This window comes from Mycobacterium florentinum (genome assembly GCF_010730355.1).
In the GTDB taxonomy this organism is placed as follows: domain Bacteria; phylum Actinomycetota; class Actinomycetes; order Mycobacteriales; family Mycobacteriaceae; genus Mycobacterium; species Mycobacterium florentinum.
On sequence record NZ_AP022576.1, the window covers coordinates 5673234 to 5690559 of the forward strand.

12 protein-coding genes are annotated in these 17326 nt (G+C 66.4%); 7 read left to right on the plus strand and 5 right to left on the minus strand.

The window, feature by feature from the left end; genetic code table 11:
• The first annotated feature begins 55 nt into the window (after positions 1-55).
• Positions 56-496, plus strand: coding sequence for a hypothetical protein (locus G6N55_RS26795; RefSeq protein ID WP_197747371.1), 441 nt, complete (start codon positions 56-58; stop codon positions 494-496).
• On the opposite strand, the gene G6N55_RS26800 is transcribed toward G6N55_RS26795, so the two are convergent.
• Positions 493-705 carry a hypothetical protein gene (locus G6N55_RS26800; protein ID WP_139826744.1) on the minus strand — a complete coding sequence of 71 codons (213 nt, stop codon included), beginning with the start codon at positions 703-705 and terminating at the stop codon, positions 493-495. The two genes, G6N55_RS26795 and G6N55_RS26800, sit on opposite strands and share 4 nt — an antisense overlap.
• 100 nt (positions 706-805) lie before the next feature.
• A complete protein-coding gene (locus G6N55_RS26805) occupies positions 806-5002 on the minus strand; it encodes a bifunctional nitrate reductase/sulfite reductase flavoprotein subunit alpha (protein ID WP_085221305.1) in 4197 nt (1398 codons plus the stop codon).
• Between the two features lie 337 nt (positions 5003-5339).
• On the opposite strand from G6N55_RS26805, the gene G6N55_RS26810 reads away from it, so the two are divergent.
• Together G6N55_RS26810 and G6N55_RS26815 are read left to right on the plus strand one after the other, a co-directional pair.
• On the plus strand, positions 5340-5807 hold the full coding sequence (locus G6N55_RS26810) for an LppP/LprE family lipoprotein (RefSeq protein ID WP_085221306.1): 468 nt from the start codon (positions 5340-5342) through the stop codon (positions 5805-5807).
• Between the two features lie 78 nt (positions 5808-5885).
• Positions 5886-7322, plus strand: a complete 1437-nt coding sequence (locus tag G6N55_RS26815; RefSeq protein ID WP_085221307.1) for a nitrate/nitrite transporter — start codon at positions 5886-5888, stop codon at positions 7320-7322.
• A gap of 18 nt (positions 7323-7340) precedes the next feature.
• On the opposite strand, the gene G6N55_RS26820 is transcribed toward G6N55_RS26815, so the two are convergent.
• Positions 7341-9290, minus strand: a complete 1950-nt coding sequence (locus tag G6N55_RS26820; protein ID WP_085221308.1) for an acyl-CoA dehydrogenase family protein — start codon at positions 9288-9290, stop codon at positions 7341-7343.
• Positions 9291-9392: 102 nt separating this feature from the next.
• On the opposite strand from G6N55_RS26820, the gene G6N55_RS26825 reads away from it, so the two are divergent.
• The gene (locus G6N55_RS26825; protein WP_085221309.1) at positions 9393-10115 is read left to right on the plus strand and encodes a VIT1/CCC1 transporter family protein; all 723 of its coding nucleotides are present in this window, start codon (positions 9393-9395) and stop codon (positions 10113-10115) included.
• Positions 10115-11236 carry an esterase-like activity of phytase family protein gene (locus G6N55_RS26830; protein WP_085221310.1) on the plus strand — a complete coding sequence of 374 codons (1122 nt, stop codon included), beginning with the start codon at positions 10115-10117 and terminating at the stop codon, positions 11234-11236. Before G6N55_RS26825 ends, G6N55_RS26830 begins: the two co-directional genes overlap by 1 nt.
• Here G6N55_RS26830 and G6N55_RS26835 read toward each other — a convergent pair.
• Together G6N55_RS26835 and G6N55_RS26840 are read right to left on the minus strand one after the other, a co-directional pair.
• Positions 11195-13699 carry an ATP-binding cassette domain-containing protein gene (locus G6N55_RS26835; protein WP_085221699.1) on the minus strand — a complete coding sequence of 835 codons (2505 nt, stop codon included), beginning with the start codon at positions 13697-13699 and terminating at the stop codon, positions 11195-11197. The genes G6N55_RS26830 and G6N55_RS26835 overlap by 42 nt on opposite strands.
• 101 nt (positions 13700-13800) lie before the next feature.
• Complete coding sequence (locus tag G6N55_RS26840) at positions 13801-14277, minus strand: MarR family winged helix-turn-helix transcriptional regulator (protein ID WP_085221311.1); 477 nt, start codon at positions 14275-14277, stop codon at positions 13801-13803.
• A 128-nt stretch (positions 14278-14405) separates the two neighbouring features.
• On the opposite strand from G6N55_RS26840, the gene G6N55_RS26845 reads away from it, so the two are divergent.
• Together G6N55_RS26845 and G6N55_RS26850 are read left to right on the plus strand one after the other, a co-directional pair.
• Positions 14406-16448, plus strand: a complete 2043-nt coding sequence (locus G6N55_RS26845; protein ID WP_232078841.1) for an ATP-binding cassette domain-containing protein — start codon at positions 14406-14408, stop codon at positions 16446-16448.
• Complete coding sequence (locus G6N55_RS26850) at positions 16445-17305, plus strand: energy-coupling factor transporter transmembrane component T family protein (RefSeq protein WP_085221313.1); 861 nt, start codon at positions 16445-16447, stop codon at positions 17303-17305. Before G6N55_RS26845 ends, G6N55_RS26850 begins: the two co-directional genes overlap by 4 nt.
• Positions 17306-17326 lie beyond the last annotated feature (21 nt).

Here is a 17326-nt window from a genome sequence, read left to right on the forward strand (position 1 = left end):
ACCTGCCGTTTGACAATCGCGGCGGCACGCTATCTCGCTCTGATACGTTCGGCGGGTGCACGCACGATTCGAATTCGACTTCGTGACAACGGCAACGCCTAATCAGGTCATCGAGCTGGTGACCGACTTCTCGCCCGACCGACCGGACCGCTGGCCGGCCTTGTCGGCCAAGGAGTTCGAGGTGTATCACGTCGGCGAGACCGAGGCCGACATCCGCGAGGGCCAGGATTTTCCGAAGGTGTGGGCCAAATGGCACTACGACTGGTCGACGCCGAACTCAGTCACGCTTACCGTCGTCGAAAGCGATGCGCAGGCGCCGGGCAGCTTCATGACGCTGGAAGCCACGTCCAGGGCCGAGGGTGGCAGTTCCGTTCACGGCGTGTGGGAACAGACCTCGACGAATCTGGCCGGCCTGATCGGTGTGGCGACGATGCGGTTCATCGGACCACGTCTGCTCTCGTCGTACTACAAGAGGGTCTACGACGGGTTGGCCTAGCCCGCCTCGGCATTCAGCGGATCGTATTCCGCGTCGTAGTCGTGGCCGCGTGCGCGCAATGAACGCCAGCGCTCGCGGGCGAGGTGCTGCACGTAGACCTTGTCGCGCTGGACTTGGGAGAACGCGAAATCCAGGTCGATGGGCAGTCCCGCCCAAGCAACCAAGCTCGCAGGTAATTCCTGGTCAGCAGGGTGTTCGTCAGTTGCCATGTCGGGCACCCCTTCATCTAGTCGCACCAGTTGTTGAGCACATGGTGCGACAGGGATGTTTCAGCCGCGGATGGCCGACGTTTCCGCCGTATTACGGGTTTTAGTAGACGTCGCGGTGATAGCGCTTATCGGCACTGAGTGACTGGACGTACTCTTCGGCCGCGTCCAGGTCGAGGTTGCCGTGCTCGGCCGCGATCTCGCAGAGCGCGCGATCCACGTCTTTGGCCATCGGGTCGGCGCTGCCGCAGACATAGAGCTGCGCGCCGTCCTGCAACCAGCTCCACAGCTGGGCGCCCCGCTTGCGCATCAGGTGCTGGACGTAGACCTTCTCCTGCTGATCCCGGGAGAACGCCAGGTCCAGCTCGGTCAGCAGCCCGTCGGCGTGCATCTTCTCGATCTCGTCGCGGTAGTAGTAGTCGGTCTCGGCGTGCTGCTCGCCGAAGAACAGCCAGTTGGGCCCGGTGTGGCCGAGCGCGCGGCGTTCCTGCAGGAAGCCGCGGAACGGCGCGATGCCGGTCCCGGGGCCGATCATGATCATCGGCGTGTCCGACTCACTCGGCGGCCGGAAATTGCTCGACGGCTGTAGGTAGACAGCGACTCGATCGCCGGGGGAGCGGTCGGCAAGGTAGGTCGAACACACCCCGCGGCGCGGCACGCCCTGGAAGTTGTAGCGCACCGGCGAAACCGTCAGATGAGCTTCTCCCGGGCACTCCTTGGGGCTTGACGAGATCGAGTACAGCCGCGGTTGCAGTCGTTTGAGGACTCTCAGCCACTCGTGGGCCGATGCGTAGACCGGCAGCTTCGCCAGCAGGTCGACGGACTGGCGGCCCCAGGTCCAATTACCCAGTGCAGTTTTGTTTTCCGGCCGCAGCAGCTCCGCGAGTTTCGGGTCGCCGGTGCGCTCCTGCACGAAGCGCACCAGGTCCCGGCTGATGTGGGCGATCTCGATTCGCTCGGTGAGCGCCGAGCGCAGCGACATCAGGCCGTGCTCGCCGACCTCGACCGGGGTCTGCCCGTTGAGTCCGGTGACCGACAGCCATTCGTCGACCAGCTGATCGCTGTTGCGCGGCCACACCCCGAGCGCGTCGCCCGCTTCATAACTGGCGGCCTCGTCGGAAACATCGAAGACGATCTGCCGCACGTCTTTTGCGGAGCTCGGTCCACTGAGGGTGATGTTGCTGATCATGTCCGTCACCAGCGGGCGCTTTTTGTTGTAGGCGGGCGCCTGGGGGCGGGCTGCCGGACGGGGAGTGGACGTGGCGGGGGCCGTCGCCGGTGCGCCGACGCGGCTGGGTGTGCGCCTCAGCGCCTCGATGACCCCGCCCACCCATTCGGCCGCGGCTTCCTCGTAATCGGGCTCGCAGTCGACGCGGTCGACGAGGCGGGTGGCGCCCAGCTCCGCCAGCCGCTCGTCGAGCTTGCGCCCGTACCCGCAGAAGTCGTTGTAGTTGGAGTCGCCCAGAGCCAGGACGGCGTACTGGGTGCCGGTGAATTGCGGGGCACCGTCACCGGTCAGCGCCCGCCACAGTGCGGAGCCGTTGTCGGGTGGCTCGCCGTCACCGGTGGTGCTGGTGATCACCAACAGTTCTCGCGTGCCGGCCAACTCGGTCACCGGGAAGTCGTCCATGCTGTGCAGTGCGACCGACAGCGCGGCATCTGTGAGCCGGGCAGCGAAATCGATGGCGAGTTCTTCGGCATTGCCGGTCTGCGAGGCCCACAACACCACGATCGGCGCATGCTCGGGCTCGGCTGCGGCCGCGGCACCCTTGGGCGGGTCGGACGGTGCCTCGTTGACCGGGGAGGCCGGCGTGATGGCCGGCATCGCTGGAGGCTCCTCGGTACGCGCGAACATGCCCGCGAGCAGACCGTCCACCCACAGCCGGGTGTTGGTGTCGAATGGCGCGTTGAGTGGCAGGGTGGGCACCCCGGCGGTGCGGCGGCCGGCTTCGGTGCGCAACCCGGCCAGCACCCCGGCCAGGTAGGTGCGACCGAGCGGACCGAGCTGAGGCGCCGGTTCGTTTGCCACACCGAGGATTTCGGCGAGGGTGTCAACCCGTGACACGCTGATTTCGGTAACCTCCGAGGTGGCGGGTTCTGGTGTGCCGGTGATCACCGAGGGCACGGGCTCGGTATCGAGATCCGATGTGGCAACGACGATCTTGGTGACGCTGACCGCGCACGCCTTGAACTCCGGCTGGAAGGACACCGGATCGACGGCGTCGTTGGTGACCGCGTTGATCGACAGGTATTCGCCGAATGCGTCGTTCCAATGGAAGGGCGCAAAGCAGTTGCCCGGGCGCACCCGGTCGGTGATCACGGCCGGCAGCACGGCTCGGCCACGGCGCGAGGCGATTTCGACCTGATCGCCCTCGGCGATATCGCGCCGTGCGGCGTCGTCAGGGTGGATTTCGATGAACGGCCCCGAGTTGAGTTTGTTGAGCTTGGCGACCTTGCCGGTCTTGGTCATCGTGTGCCATTGGTGCGGCAGACGCCCGGTGTTGAGCAGGAATGGGTAGTCGTCGTCCGGCATCTCCTCCGGCGACAGATGCGGCCGGGCGAAGAACATCGCCCGACCGTTCGCGGTGGGGAAGGCCAGCCGCGGCACCCTGCCGTCCTCACGGACCAACTGGGTTTGGCTGACGCCGTCGTTCAGATAGCGAATCGGGTTGCGGTCGTCGGCGCCGTCGGGCGGGCACGGCCACTGCAGCGGGGTCTGCCGCAGCCGCTCGTAACTCGCACCGCGCAAGTCGTAGCCGGTCTTGGGATTCCAGAAGCCCTTGATCTCCTCGAACACGTCCTCCGCGGAGTCGTAGCTGAAGGAGTCGGAAAAGCCCATCTCGCAAGCGATCCGGGCGATGATCTGCCAGTCCGGCATCGCCTGGCCGGGAGCCGCGACCGCCGGCTGGAACAGCGTCATGTTGCGCTCGGAATTGATCATCACGCCCTCGGACTCGGTCCACAGGGCGGCGGGCAGCAACACGTCGGCGTAGCCGTTGGTCTCGGTCTCGAAGAAGGCGTCCTGGGCGATCACCAGTTCGGCCCTTTCCAGGCCGGCCAGCACTGTCTTCCGATTAGCAACGCTGGCAACGGGATTGGTGCAGATTATCCAGCATGCCTTGATCTCCCCGCTGGCCATCCGGGAGAACATGTCGATGGTGCCGGTGCCGACCTCGGTGCGCAACGACCCGCGTGGGATGCCCCACTGGTCCTCGACGAAGGCACGGTCGGCCGCCGCCGTCACCACGCGCTGGCCGGGCAAACCCGGTCCCATGTAACCCATTTCGCGCCCGCCCATCGCATTGGGCTGCCCGGTGAGCGAGAACGGGCCGCTGCCCGGCTTGCAGATCGCGCCGGTTGCCAGGTGCAGGTTGCAGATCGCGTTGGTGTTCCAGGTGCCGTGGGTGCTCTGGTTGAGACCCATCGTCCAACAGGTCACGAAGTTCTCGGCTTCGCCGATCCAGCGCGCCGCGGTACGGATGTCGTCCGCGGGAATGCCCGTGAGCTTGCTGACCCAGTCCGGTGTGAAGTGCTCGAGGAAGCTGGGCATTTCGTCCCAGCCGTCGGTGAATTCGGCAATGAATTCCGGGTCGGTATGGCCGTTTTCGACGATCAGGTGCAGCAGCCCGTTCAGCAGGGCGAGGTCCGCGCCGGAGGAGATCTGCAGGAAGAGGTCGGCCTTTTCCGCGGTTGCGGTGCGGCGCGGGTCGACGACGATCAGCTTGGCGCCGGCCTTGACGCGGTCCATCATCCGCAGGAACAGAATCGGGTGGCAGTCGGCCATATTGGCGCCGATGACGAAGAAGACGTCGGCCTTTTCGAAGTCCTGATAGGAACCGGGCGGCCCGTCCGCGCCCAGCGACAGCTTGTAACCGGAACCGGCGCTGGCCATGCACAGTCGCGAGTTCGACTCGATCTGGTTGGTGCCGATGAATCCTTTGGTCAGCTTGTTCGCGAGGTACTGCGCTTCCAGCGACATCTGCCCAGACACGTAGAGAGCGAAGGCGTCCGGGCCGTGCTCGTCGATGATGGCCCGCAATTGCTTGGCGGACTGGGTGATCGCGGCGTCGATGTCGATCTGTGCGAGGGACTCGCCGCGTTCGGCGCGCCAGTAAGCCGAATCCATCCGGCCCGGTGCGGCCAGCATGTCGGCGGTGGTTGTGCCCTTGGTGCACAGTCGACCGAAGTTGGCCGGGTGGCTTTTGTTTCCAACAGATTTCGTAACGTGACGGCGGTCGCTATCGGGATCGGTTGTGATCTGCAACACCATGCCACAGCCCACGCCGCAATAGGCGCACATGCTCTGCACGGTGTCTTGACCGTGTTCCGCAGCCACGCCTACGTCCCTCCTTCCGAGCGCGCAAGGGTCTATCCGCTAAATCGTGCGACATGGATGTTTCGGCACCGGGCGTTCGATGTTTCCGCCGCTTTACGGCTTGATCTCACCGGATCCGAACGCATTTGTGAGGTGCGTGGAAAACCCGCAGCCGAGTCTGTAACCGCAGGTCAACATTGACTGCGGCTTGGGGTCAGATTACGCGCGGACCCTTGGGAATTCCCTGTCAGAACGGGGTTTCGGACCAAACAAATGGGACATTCACAGTTTTCGCTAAGCTCACAAAGTGCGTCGTCACATTGTGATTTTTCTGGCTTTGTTGGCCGCGTCTTGCGGCGGAAAACCAACGACACCGCCGGCGTCGCGGGCGGATACGTGCAAAGAGTCCGACGGGCCGAGCGCCGAGACCGTGCGCCAAGCGATCGCGTCGGTTCCCGTCGAGGTTTCCGGCTCGAGCTGGGTCGAGATCGGACGCGGGCATACCAAGAATTGCCGGCTGTACTGGGTGCAGGTCATCCCGACCATCGCCAGCGAGTCGACGCCCCAGCAGCTGCTGTTCTTCGACCACAACCGGCCGCTGGGCACACCGACGTCAAACCCCAAGCCGTACATCACCGTGCTGCCCGGCGGCGACGATGCGGTCACGGTGCAGTATCAATGGCAAACCGGGAACGAAGAGCCCTGTTGTCCCAAGGGAATCGGCACCGTTAAGTTCCACATCGGGCCGGACGGCACATTGCAAGCACTCGGCAAGATTCCGCACCAATAGGTTTACCGCACATAATGTTCCGATATTCCGCGAGATTCGGCCTTGGTATCGAAGGGATTGCAGTGCCCGAACGCGACGATGCGTCCAGTACGAACGGTCAAGCGCGTGGGTAGGTCCCGTCACCTCTCTCATTGGGACGCAGAAGATCTGGAGGCCTGGGAGGCCGGTGGCAAGGCCATCGCGCGAAACAACTTGTTCTGGTCCGCCGTCATCGTGCACTTGGGCTACGCGATATGGGCGCTGTGGCCGGTGATGGCGCTGTTCATGCCCAGGGACGTCTATGGCTTTTCCGCCGGTGACAAGCTGCTGCTGGGCATCACCGCCACCCTCGTCGGAGCATGCCTGCGGCCGATGTACGCCCTGGCTACCGCGATCTTCGGCGGCCGCAACCTAGCCATGTTCTCGGCGTTCGTCCTGGTGGTCCCCGTCATCGGCGCGATGGTGCTGCTTGCTCATCCGGGGCTGCCGTTGTGGCCGTACCTGCTGTGCGCGGCCCTGTCCGGCATGGGTGGCGGCAATTTCGCGGCCTCGGCAAGCAACGCCAACTCCTTCTACCCGCACCGGCTCAAGGGCGCGGCGCTGGGGATCGCCGGCGGCATCGGCAATCTCGGCGTGCCGATGATCCAGATCGTCGGGCTGGTGGTCATCGCCGCCGCGGGTGACCGGCAGCCGTACTGGGTGTGCGGCCTTTACCTCGCGCTTTTGCTGGTCGCAGGGCTGGGCGCGACGTTCTTCATGAACACCGTCGCTCAGCACCGGGTGGAGCCGAGCCGGCTGCGATCGATCCTGTCGGCGGTGGTGTCCACCCGCGACACCTGGCTGCTCTCACTGCTCTATCTCGGCACCTTCGGGTCGTTCATCGGCTTCTCGTTCGCCTTCGCCCAGGTGCTGCAGACCAGTTTCGTGGCCGGCGGGCAAACCAACTTTCAGGCCTCGCTGCACGCCGCCGAACTGGCCTTCATCGGACCGCTGCTGGCCGCGCTGTCGCGCATCTACGGCGGCCGGCTGGCCGACCGGCTCGGCGGGGGCCGCGTCACGTGTGCGGTGTTTGTCAGCATGGGCCTGGTCGCCGGGATGCTGATCACGGTCGGCACCATCGAGGATCCGCACGCGGGTCCGGTCAGCGGCTCGGCGATGGCCGGATATGTGGCCTGCTTTATCGCCTTGTTCACCCTGGCCGGGTTGGGCAATGGATCGGTCTACAAGATGATCCCGACGATTTTCGAAACGTGCAGCCGCGACCTGGAAATGACCGAGACCGACCAGCGGCAGTGGTCACGCGTGATCTCGGGCATCGTCATCGGCGTCGTCGCCGGCGTCGGGTCGTTGGGCGGTGTCGGGATCAATGTGGCGTTGCGGCAGTCCTACGTCAGCACCGGCACGATGACGTCGGCATTCTGGATCTTCCTGGCCGTCTATATTGCTGCCGCACTGCTGACCTGGGTCAGGTATGTGCGCCGCCCGCTGAGCATGTCCGCGAACACCGGCATTGCCGGTGCGGTCGAAGCCGGTTGAGCCGGCGGTGATTCGGGTTCAGTCGGCGTCGGGCAGGTTCTCCGGGTGCAGCATCTCGGCGTAGCGCAGCGGCTCCGGGATACCGAAGCCGTCGACCAGTGTCTCGGCATGCGGGCGAAGTGCCCGGCATCGGTCGTTGATCCCGCGGGTGACCGCCTTGGCCCGCCCGCTGGACAGGTAGCCGTGCTCGATGTACCAGGCCTTGTCGTCCTCGATCACCGACAGCGCGTACAGGTCACAGAGGATCTCCAAAAGCTCACGGGCTTCCGTGTTTTCGCAGGCTTCGATGCCGGCGACGAATGCTTCCAGCACGATCCGGTCGATGTGTGCGTTCGCGGCGTGCAGTACGTGGTCCTGCACGGCGTTGAATGCGTCGAACGCCGACATTTCCTTGGACTTGCCCTGTAGCCGCCGGGCGACCGACGACAGCAGATACTCCTCGCGGGCTTCGAACATGTTGACCTGGGTGCCACGGTTGAACAGGCTGCCCTCTTCTTCGCTGTCCTGGCGGGCGTCGACGATCCTTTGCATAATCGCCTCGGCCGCAGTGCGTTTCAGGACCCGCTCACCGACGGTGTTGGCGGCAAACCGCACCCATTCGACGGGGCTCATGCTCTTGATGTCGTCGGCGTAGGCGGTCAGCAGCTCCTTGGCCACCAGTTGGGTCAGTACGTGGTTGTCGCCCTCGAAGGTGGTGAACACGTCGGTGTCGGCGCGCAGTGCGATCAACCGGTTTTCGGCCATGTAGCCCGCGCCGCCGCAGGCTTCGCGGGCCTCCTGGATCGCTTTCGAGGCATGCCAGGTGTTGGCCGCTTTCAGACCGGCGGCACGCGATTCCAGCTCGCGCTGTTCCTCGGCATCCGGGAAGTCCGACGTCTGCAGGTCGTGACACTTGGCGACCAGCTCGTTCTGCGCGAACTGCAGCGCATACGACTTGGCGATCAAGGGGAACAACCGTCGCTGATGCACCAGGTAGTCCAAGATCAGCACTTCATGCGCGTCGTCGTCGGGTGCGCTGAATTGCCTGCGCTGCAATGCATATCGAGTGGCGATGTCCAACGCGACGCGGGCGGCGGAACCCGCGCTGCCGCCGACCGTGACCCGGCCACGGATCAGCGTGCCGAGCATGGTGAAGAACCGCCGGTTCGGGTTGTCGATCGGCGACGTGTAGGTACCGTCGGCCGCGACGTCGCCGTACTTGTTCAACAGGTTTTCCCGCGGCACCCGGACGTGGTCGAACATGATCCGGCCGTTGTCCACACCGGGCAGTCCGCCCTTGTAGTCGCAGTCCGACGTCGTCACCCCGGGCAGGTCGTTGCCGTCGGCGTCGCGGATCGGGACCAACACGCAGTGCACGCCGTGGTTGACCGGCTCGCCGTCTTCGGTGGTGATCAGTTGCGCGAAAACCGATGCCATGGTTGCGGTTTCGGCAGCGCCGCCGATGTAGTCCTTGCGGGCCGACGGGGTCTCGGAGTTGATGACGAACTCTTGGGTCTCGGGGTCGTAGGTCGCGGTGGTCTCCAGCGACTGTACGTCGCTGCCGTGTCCGGTTTCGGTCATCGCGAAACAACCGCGCAACTCGAGGCTGATGATCTTGGGCACATAGGTCTCGTGGTGGCGCTCGGTGCCCAGGTTCTCCACGGCGCCGCCGAACAGGCCCCACTGAACTCCGGCCTTCACCATCAGCGACAGGTCCGACATCGCCAGCATCTCGATCATCGTGACCGCCGCGCCGACGTCGCCGGTGCCGCCGTGCTCTTTGCGGAACGAGTCGGCGGCGGCGCCGAACGCGGCCATGATCCGCATCTGCTCGGCAACCTTGGTGCGCGCGATCACGGTGTTCGGCGTGTAGTGCGGGCGGAACAGGTCCTCGCTCATCGCGGCCCGCATCCGGTTCTTCACGTCGCGCCAACGCCCGTCCAAGGCGTTGCGCAGGTGCTCGGCAGTCTTCGTCGCATCTTGGGCCATACCCGACGGTAACGTGCCGCGCGCTGGGCGGGAACAACCCGCAGGTGCGATCGTGCGGCGTGCATCTTCCGGGCATGGCCAACCTCACGCTTAGATGACCTCATGTCCCAGCCCGACACCCCGTCCCAGAACCCGGCGCTAGACGTCGGGCACACCCATCCCGATGTCAGCGGAGGCTGGCTGCGTGCGGCCACCTTCGGCGCGATGGATGGCCTGGTCAGCAACAGCGCCCTGATCGCAGGTGTGGCCGCCGGCGAAAGCGCCCACACCACGTTGGTCAGCGGTATCGCCGGTTTGCTGGCCGGCGCATTCTCGATGGCACTGGGCGAGTACTCGTCGGTGACCACGTCCAACGAGCAGATCGATTCCGAGGCCTACGTGGAGCGCCGCGCCTTGCGCTCCCGCCCGAAGGCCGAGCGGGCCGAGCTCGTCGACCTGCTCGTCGACATGGGCATGAGCCAGAAAACGGCGGAGACGGCCACCGACGAGATCCACAAGGACGAAAACCGGGCCGTCAGTTTCCATCTCGTCCAGGAGATCGGCCTGGATCCCGCCGAGAAACCGTCGGCCCGGCTCGCGGCGGTCGCGTCCTTCTTCATGTTCGCGATCGGTGCGGTCATTCCGCTGATCCCTTACCTTCTCGGATCCGGATCGTTGCCAATCGGTCTGGCATGCGGCGCGGTCGGGCTGCTGATCGCGGGCGGCCTGACCGCTCGCTATACGCGAAAACCGGTGTGGTGGGCCGCGGGCCGGCAGTTGATGTTCGGCGCGGTCGCCGTCGCCGCCACCTACCTGCTCGGTCTGCTTGTGGCGGCAGTCATTTGATGCCGGTCCGGTTGCTCGCGCTGTGTGGGTTATGCATTGCCTGGCTGCTCTCCGGTTGCGAGTCGGCGCGCCCATCGGCTCCGTCGAACACGCCGCGGCCGGTGCTGGCGTACCTCGGTCAGGCGCAGATCCCGTTCGGCGCTACCTTCGCCGACACCGTGATCGGCGGTCTGTCCGCGCTCAGCTACGACCCGGAGCGCCAGCTCTACTACGTGATCAGCGACGACCGCTCGGAGAAGAACCCCGTGCGGTTCTACACAGTGCAATTGTCGTTGTCGGACAAGGGAATTAACGGGGTCACCTTCACCGCTACCCATCCGCTGCTGGACCAGGCTGGTCAGCCGTTTCGGCCGCTGACGCTGAACACCACGCCGCCCGTGGTGCCGCCCGACCCGGAAGGCATCGCGTTCGACCGCGTCCGGCAACGGTTGTATTGGAGTTCGGAAGGCGAGCGGCTGACCGAGGGCCCGGTGCTGCTGGACCCGTGGGTCAGGACCGCCGGACTCGACGGCGCCTATCTGGGCCAGTTCACCCTGCCGTCCAATCTGGCGATGTCCGCACAGAAGACCGGACCGCGGCGCAACCGCGCACTCGAGGGAGTGACGTTGACGCCCGACGGCCGATCGGTATTCGCCTCAATGGAGGATCCGGGTTACAACGACGGGCCCGAGACCGGCGACGGGCACCGGGTGCTGACCCGGTTCACCAAATTCGACGTCGCCACCGGATTGCCCACCGCGCAGTACGCCTATCCGATGGAGCCGCCCACACCGCCGGCCGAGGAGAACGGCGTCTCGGACCTGGTCGCGCTGACGGATACGACGTTTCTGGTGATCGAGCGGACCGATTCCATGCCGCAGACCGCTCGGGTCTACCGCGCCGAGATCGCTTCTGCGACAAATGTATTGGATATGCCGTCGATGACCAACGTGACGCTGACACCGATGGTCAAATCGTTGGCCGTCGACATGACCACGACTGGGGGCCTTTCGCCGCTGGGCAACGTCGAAGGCATCACGCTGGGACCCAAATTGGCCGATGGCCGTCAATCGGTGGTGTTCGTCAGCGACAACAACTTCTCACCCCGGGGGATCACTCAATTCCTGTTGTTCGCGATGTAGCGGCCGCGGGCGGATTTCGCGTGCCGGCGGTCGAAGCCGGTATCGGGCAAACCCGGCCCATAGTGCACCGAGGCCGGCGAGTACGAGCATGTCGAACATCCACCAGCCCGCGTAGTGCGTCCACATCAAGACGTCGGCGGCCTGCGGGTCGACCCGGTGCAGGTCGACGGTCGATGCGGAGGCCGCAAAGCCCCACTGGGCCGGCACCAACCACGAGATCTGGTCGTAGCCCCAGGTGCCTACCAGCGTGATCAGGCCTCCGGCGAACAGTGCCGAAGCCAGGATCACCGGCACGACCAGTGGCAGGACCTCGCGCAGCGACTTGCCCAGCGTCGAGAGCGCCAGGCCCACGATCGCCGAGATGATGGCCGTCAGCGCCACGCTGACATACAACTCGGCAGTGGCGTTCTGCAGCAAGACGGCCCCGCGCACCGGACGGCCTTTGTCGGCGATCACGATGGCGAACAGAATGGCCGTAAGGGCGGCCGCGGCCACGCTGGAGAAGACGATCTTGCCCGCCAGATAGGCGGACGTCGAAAGCCCGACGGCTTGCTCGCGCCGGAAGACGCGCCGCTCGCCGACCAATTGGCGAACGGTCAGTGCGGTGCCCAGCAGCACCGCGGCGATGTTGAGTGCGGCCAGGATCTCGACGGCCTCATGCAGGTTGCGGCTCGTCGGGCCCGGTCGACCCAGCCCGGAGTCGCCCGGAATCAGCAGCGTCAACCCTGCCAACGCGAACGGCAGCGCCACCAAGAACAAGGTGTAGAGGGGGTCGGCGACGAGCAGCCGCGCTTGCCGCCGTGCGATCAACCAGGCCTGCCGGGTCAGGGTGGGCATTCGCTGCGGCGGCCAGGGCGAGGCGGCCTGCGGCGGTTCCGTCGGACCTTGTGCCTGTTGCAGTGCGGAATACGCCCGGTGGGCGCCATCGGGATCGGCACCTACACGTGCGAGGGCGTCGGACCAGTCGCTGGTGCCCAGCGCCGACGCGACCTGCTGCGGCGCTCCCGCGAAGGCCATCGTCCCGGCGGCCGTGAGCAGCAGAACCTGGTCGCACATCGTGAGGTGGGCCAGCGATGTGGTTGCCAGCACGACGACGCAGCCGAGGTCGGCCTGACGTCGCAGCACCGCCATCACGTGAGCTTCTTGGTCAGGGTCCAGTCCGACGCTCGGCTCGTCGACCACGAGCAGGCTCGGTCGGGTGACCAGTTCGATCGCCACCGACGCACACCGGCGCAGCTCCGGCGAGAGCTTGCCGATCCGGGTGCTGCGGTGCGGCGTCAGGTCGAGCTCCTCGAGCACCTGGTCGACCACCCGGTCGCGATTCTCAGGTGAGGTGTCGGGCGGCAAACGAAGTTCGGCGGTGTAGCGCAGGGCCCATTCGACGGTCAGCCGCCGGTGAATTCGTTCGTCGCGCCCGACGATGCCGATGCGGGTGCGCATGGACTCCGGTTCGGAGTACACATCGTGGCTGTCGACGGTGACCTGCCCGGCGCTGGGCGCCCGGGTGCCGGCGAGTATCCCCAGCAGCGCCGAATTTCGGGCGGCCGACGGACCAGTCACCGCGGTGAGCGTGCCCGGACGCGCCGTGAACGACACGTCGGTGAGAAGTTCGTGCCCGTTGGCGCTCAGGCCCAGCCGGTAGGCGTTGACCCCGACCGTGCGGGCGGCGGCGTCGAGCGGCAACCGATAGGTCGTGTTCGGCTCTTCGGTGGGGAACATGGCGGTGGCGGCGGGCCGGCTTGCCCGCAGCTTTCGCGTCGCGTCGGTCATCCGCTCGATCAGCCCGCGGCCTCTGGGCTGTTCGCCCGATTCGATGGGCTGATCCGCCGGGGGCGCGGGCGGTTCTGCTTGTGGGTACGACGGCGGCAGCGGGGGTGGCGCGACCGGGGCCGGCGGCAAGGGTGGCGGCGGCACCGGTGGCAAGGGTGGCGGCGGCATCGGTGGCGGAGGCGGTGATGGTGGTGCCATCGGTTCGACCGGCGGCGGCGCCGAGGGCGGGATGGGGCGCTCGACCGTCGGCTGTCGCGTAGGCGGGATCCGCATTCGCTGGGTTTCGCGCTGGGTCGGGATCTGCGGCGGGGGCTGCTGCGGCGGGACAGGCGGTGGCTGCGGTGGGGGTGGCATGGGCGGCCGCTGCATAGGTGGTGGCGGCATGGGCGGCGGCCCCGGCGGGCCGGCCGGCGCGCCAAGCCGGAAAATCAGCCGTGGCCCGCGCTGGGGATCCCCGAGCGCGATCGTTTGGCCGTCGCGGATATCGACCGCCGGAACCCGAGCTCCGTCGACGAAGATGCCGTGGCGACTTCTGTCGATGGCAACCCAGCGCGTTCCGGCAAAGCGAAGCAGCAGATCCGGCTGCGGAATCGGCGGCGGTGGGGCTGCGAAGCCCAGGCGGTCCAGCGGGATGTCGCACCAGTCGCCATACGCCACGATCACGTCGCGGCCCGGGGCGAAGACGTACCTCATCGAGCCGACGAAGACGGTGAGCGGTGAGGCTGGGAACGCGGAAGCCACCGACTAAGTGTCTACCCGCCGGCGGTCATCGACCGACAAGGGGTGCGGGCCGGTCACAGTGTGTTGCGCCGTGGTGACGCCGCCGCATTGTCGAGCAGCCGGCGCAATACCTGGACCGCCTCGGCCAGCACCTGACGGTCGGCCGGCTCGAGCATCGCCAGTTGCGGTTCGATCGCGGCGGCGCGGTCGGCGCGAACCGCGTTCAGGGTGCGTCGGCCTTCGGGCGTGATGCGGATCCGGACCGCGCGGGCATCGCCGGGGTCGACGGTTCGGCTAACCAGGCCGGCGTCTTCGAGTCGGCGCACCTGGGTGGTCATGGTGGGTTGAGAGCAGTGATCGACGGCCGCAAGGTCGCCGATGCGCGCTTCTCCGTGCGCCTCGACGGTCGCAAGCAGTCTGGCCTGTGCCGCAGGCAGCGGCATCTGGATGCGTTGCGTAGCCAATCGGTTCAGCCGCGCGACCACAGCGAGCAGGTCCGCGCCCAGACCTTGCTGAAGCGCGCTGTTTGCGGTGTCGACGACGTTGTCCATATGCCCATGCTTGCATAGCTTTGCTATGCGAGACCAACCGCTGTCACCTTCGAGCCGAAGAACGGCGCGGGCCAGCAAAGAGCGCTACCTGGCGGCACCTGGTGAGTTGGCCTGGCACAATCGAGAAAGTGACCGCGCGCCCCCTTCGGCACAGTACGAGTGGACCGCTGCAGCCGAACGAATTAGCTCAGGCCGCGGTGATGGGGGCGCTCTGTTCGGTAACCGCAATCATCGCCGCGGTCATCCCGTTCGCTCAGGGCCTCGGGGTGCTGGGCACGGTGCCGATGGGGTTGCTCGCCTACCGCTTCCGTCCCCGGGTGCTGATCGCCTCGGCCGTCGCCGCGACGATCATCGCCTTTTTGATCTCCGGACTGGGCAGTTCGGCGATGGTGGTCGATGCCGCCTGGGTCGGCGGGATATGCGGAATCGTCAAACGCAAGGGCCGCGGCGTGCCCACGGTGATTGCCGCGTCCCTGGTCGCCGGATTCATCTGGGGTGCGGCCTGGGTGGCCGTGTTCGCAGTGCTAACCCGGTTGCGGCAGTTGATCTTTGGGGTACTGACCGCGAACGTCAACGGTGTCGCCGCATTCCTGCGCTGGGTGCACTTGCCGCAGGTCGGCGAGACCTTGAAGCGCTGGGTCGCCGAGGGGCTGCAGTACTGGCCGTGGTTGGTGCTGCCGTATTTGGTTTTCGTGGTCGTGTTGGTGACGCTGATCGGCTGGTCGGCGTTGTCCCGGCTGCTGGAGCGGATGGGCGACATCCCTGATGTGCACAAGCTGGATCCACCCGACACCGAGGTGCCCGAGGATGCCGGGATCGGCCCGGTGCCGGTGCGACTGGACCGGGTGCGATTCCGCTATCCCAACGCCGCCAAAGACGCACTGCGCGAAGTCAGCCTGGAAGTTCGAGGCGGTGAGCACGTCGCGATCACCGGCGCCAACGGCTCCGGCAAGACGACGCTGATGCTGATTCTGGCCGGCCGCAAACCCACGTCGGGAACCGTGCACCGCCCCGGCACAGTGGGTTTGGGCGAGCTGGGCGGCACCGCGCTGGTCTTGCAACACCCGAAGAGTCAAGTGCTGGGCACCCGGGTCGCCGACGATGTGGTGTGGGGCTTACCCCCGGACGCCAAGGTCGATGTCAGCCGATTGCTGCGCGAGGTCGGCCTCGACGACCTCGCCGAAAGCGACACCGCAAGCTTGTCCGGCGGGCAACTCCAGCGCCTGGCGCTCGCCGCGGCACTGGCTCGCGAGCCCGCACTGCTCATCGCCGACGAGGTCACCTCCATGATCGATCAGAAGGGCCGCGACGGCCTGCTGAGCGTGATGTCGGGCCTCACCGAGCGGCACCGGACTGCCCTGGTGCACATCACCCACTTCGACGACGAGGCCGCGACCGCGGACCACACGATCAATCTCAGCGAATCATCGGATAACGCCACCGCGGTGGGGATCGCGGACGCGCCGGCGCCGAGCCCCGCGGTACCGCACCGGCACAACGCGGGAGCGATCGAACTCGTCGGCGTCGGGCACGAATATGCCAGTGGCACACCGTGGGCCAAGACCGCGCTGCGCGACATCAACTTTGTCGCCGAACAGGGTGACGGTGTCTTGATCCACGGCGACAACGGCTCGGGCAAGTCAACGCTGGGATGGATCATGGCCGGGTTGACCGTTCCCACCACGGGTTCCTGCCTGATCGACGGTGAGCCCACCGATGAGCACGTCGGCGTGGTGGCGTTGGCTTTCCAGTCGGCCCGGCTGCAATTGATGCGCAGCCACGTCAACCTGGAAGTGGCTTCGGCAGCGGGCTTTTCGCATCACGACGAAGACCGCGTGGCTGCCGCGCTGGGCCTGGTCGGGCTGCAGCCGGCGTTGGCCCAACGGCGCATCGACCAGCTCAGCGGCGGCCAGATGCGCCGCGTAGTGCTGGCCGGACTCTTGGCGCGATCGCCGCGAGCGCTGATCCTCGACGAGCCACTGGCGGGACTGGATATCGCCAGCCAGCGCGGCTTGCTGACGCTGCTGGAGCGCCTGCGTCGTGAACAGGGTCTGACCCTGGTGGTTATTTCGCACGACAGCGTCGGCCTGGAGGGAATCTGCCCGCGCACCTTGCATTTGCACGACGGAGTCCTGGAAACCGTGCCGACCACGACCGGGGGCGTGGCATGACCGAGACTGCTTCACCGCCCGCCGACAAGAGTCAGACCAAGCGTCCCTCTCGCCCGGTCGTGCTGTTGGTCCCGGTGCCCGGAAACACCGTCATGCACCGATTGTGGGCCGGCACCAAACTCCTCGTTGTTGTCGGCGCCGCGGTGCTGCTGACCTTCTATCCGGGTTGGGTGACGATCGGACTCCTCGGGGGTCTGACCGTGGCGGCGGTATGGCTTGCACACATTCCACGCGGCGCCCTGCCCACGGTGCCGCGCTGGCTGTGGCTGGTGATGGGGCTGGGCTTTGTGACCGCCGCGCTGTCCGGCGGTAGTCCGATGATTTGGGTGGGCGGGCTCCACGTCGCGCTGGGCGGATCGTTGCACTTTCTGCGGATGACCGCGCTGACCATCCTGCTGATCACCCTCGGCGCCATTGTTTCCTGGACGACGAATGTCGCCGAAATCGGGCCCGCGCTAGCAACTTTGGGCCGCCCATTCAAGATATTCCGGATCCCGGTCGACGAATGGGCGGCGGCGTTGGCACTCGCGTTGCGCGCCTTCCCGATGTTGATCGAGGAATTCCAGGTGCTCTATGCGGCTCGCCGGCTACGTCCCAAGGAAGTGCCGCCCACCCGCAGGGCTCGGCGCAAGCAGCAGGGCCGTGAGGTGATCGACCTGTTGGCGACGGCCATGGTCGTGACATTGCGGCGCGCCGACGAGATGGGCGATGCGATCACCGCTCGAGGTGGGGCGGGCCAGCTCGCCGCATCTCCCGCCCGCCCGAAACCGGCCGACTGGGTGACACTGGCCCTCTTTGTCGCGGCGGGCGCCGCGTCGGTGGTGCTCGAGACGATGCTGCATCTCACCCCGCTTTGACGAGGCTCTTCGCGTAGCGTA

Coding starts and splice junctions, on each gene's coding strand:
- G6N55_RS26800 (WP_139826744.1), bottom strand. CDS start 705: ATGGCAACTGACGAACACCCTGCTGACCAGGAATTACCTGCGAGCTTG.
- G6N55_RS26805 (WP_085221305.1), bottom strand. CDS start 5,002: ATGTGCGCCTATTGCGGCGTGGGCTGTGGCATGGTGTTGCAGATCACA.
- G6N55_RS26815 (WP_085221307.1), top strand. CDS start 5,886: ATGCGTCCAGTACGAACGGTCAAGCGCGTGGGTAGGTCCCGTCACCTC.
- G6N55_RS26820 (WP_085221308.1), bottom strand. CDS start 9,290: ATGGCCCAAGATGCGACGAAGACTGCCGAGCACCTGCGCAACGCCTTG.
- G6N55_RS26825 (WP_085221309.1), top strand. CDS start 9,393: ATGTCCCAGCCCGACACCCCGTCCCAGAACCCGGCGCTAGACGTCGGG.
- G6N55_RS26830 (WP_085221310.1), top strand. CDS start 10,115: ATGCCGGTCCGGTTGCTCGCGCTGTGTGGGTTATGCATTGCCTGGCTG.
- G6N55_RS26835 (WP_085221699.1), bottom strand. CDS start 13,699: ATGAGGTACGTCTTCGCCCCGGGCCGCGACGTGATCGTGGCGTATGGC.
- G6N55_RS26840 (WP_085221311.1), bottom strand. CDS start 14,277: ATGGACAACGTCGTCGACACCGCAAACAGCGCGCTTCAGCAAGGTCTG.
- G6N55_RS26850 (WP_085221313.1), top strand. CDS start 16,445: ATGACCGAGACTGCTTCACCGCCCGCCGACAAGAGTCAGACCAAGCGT.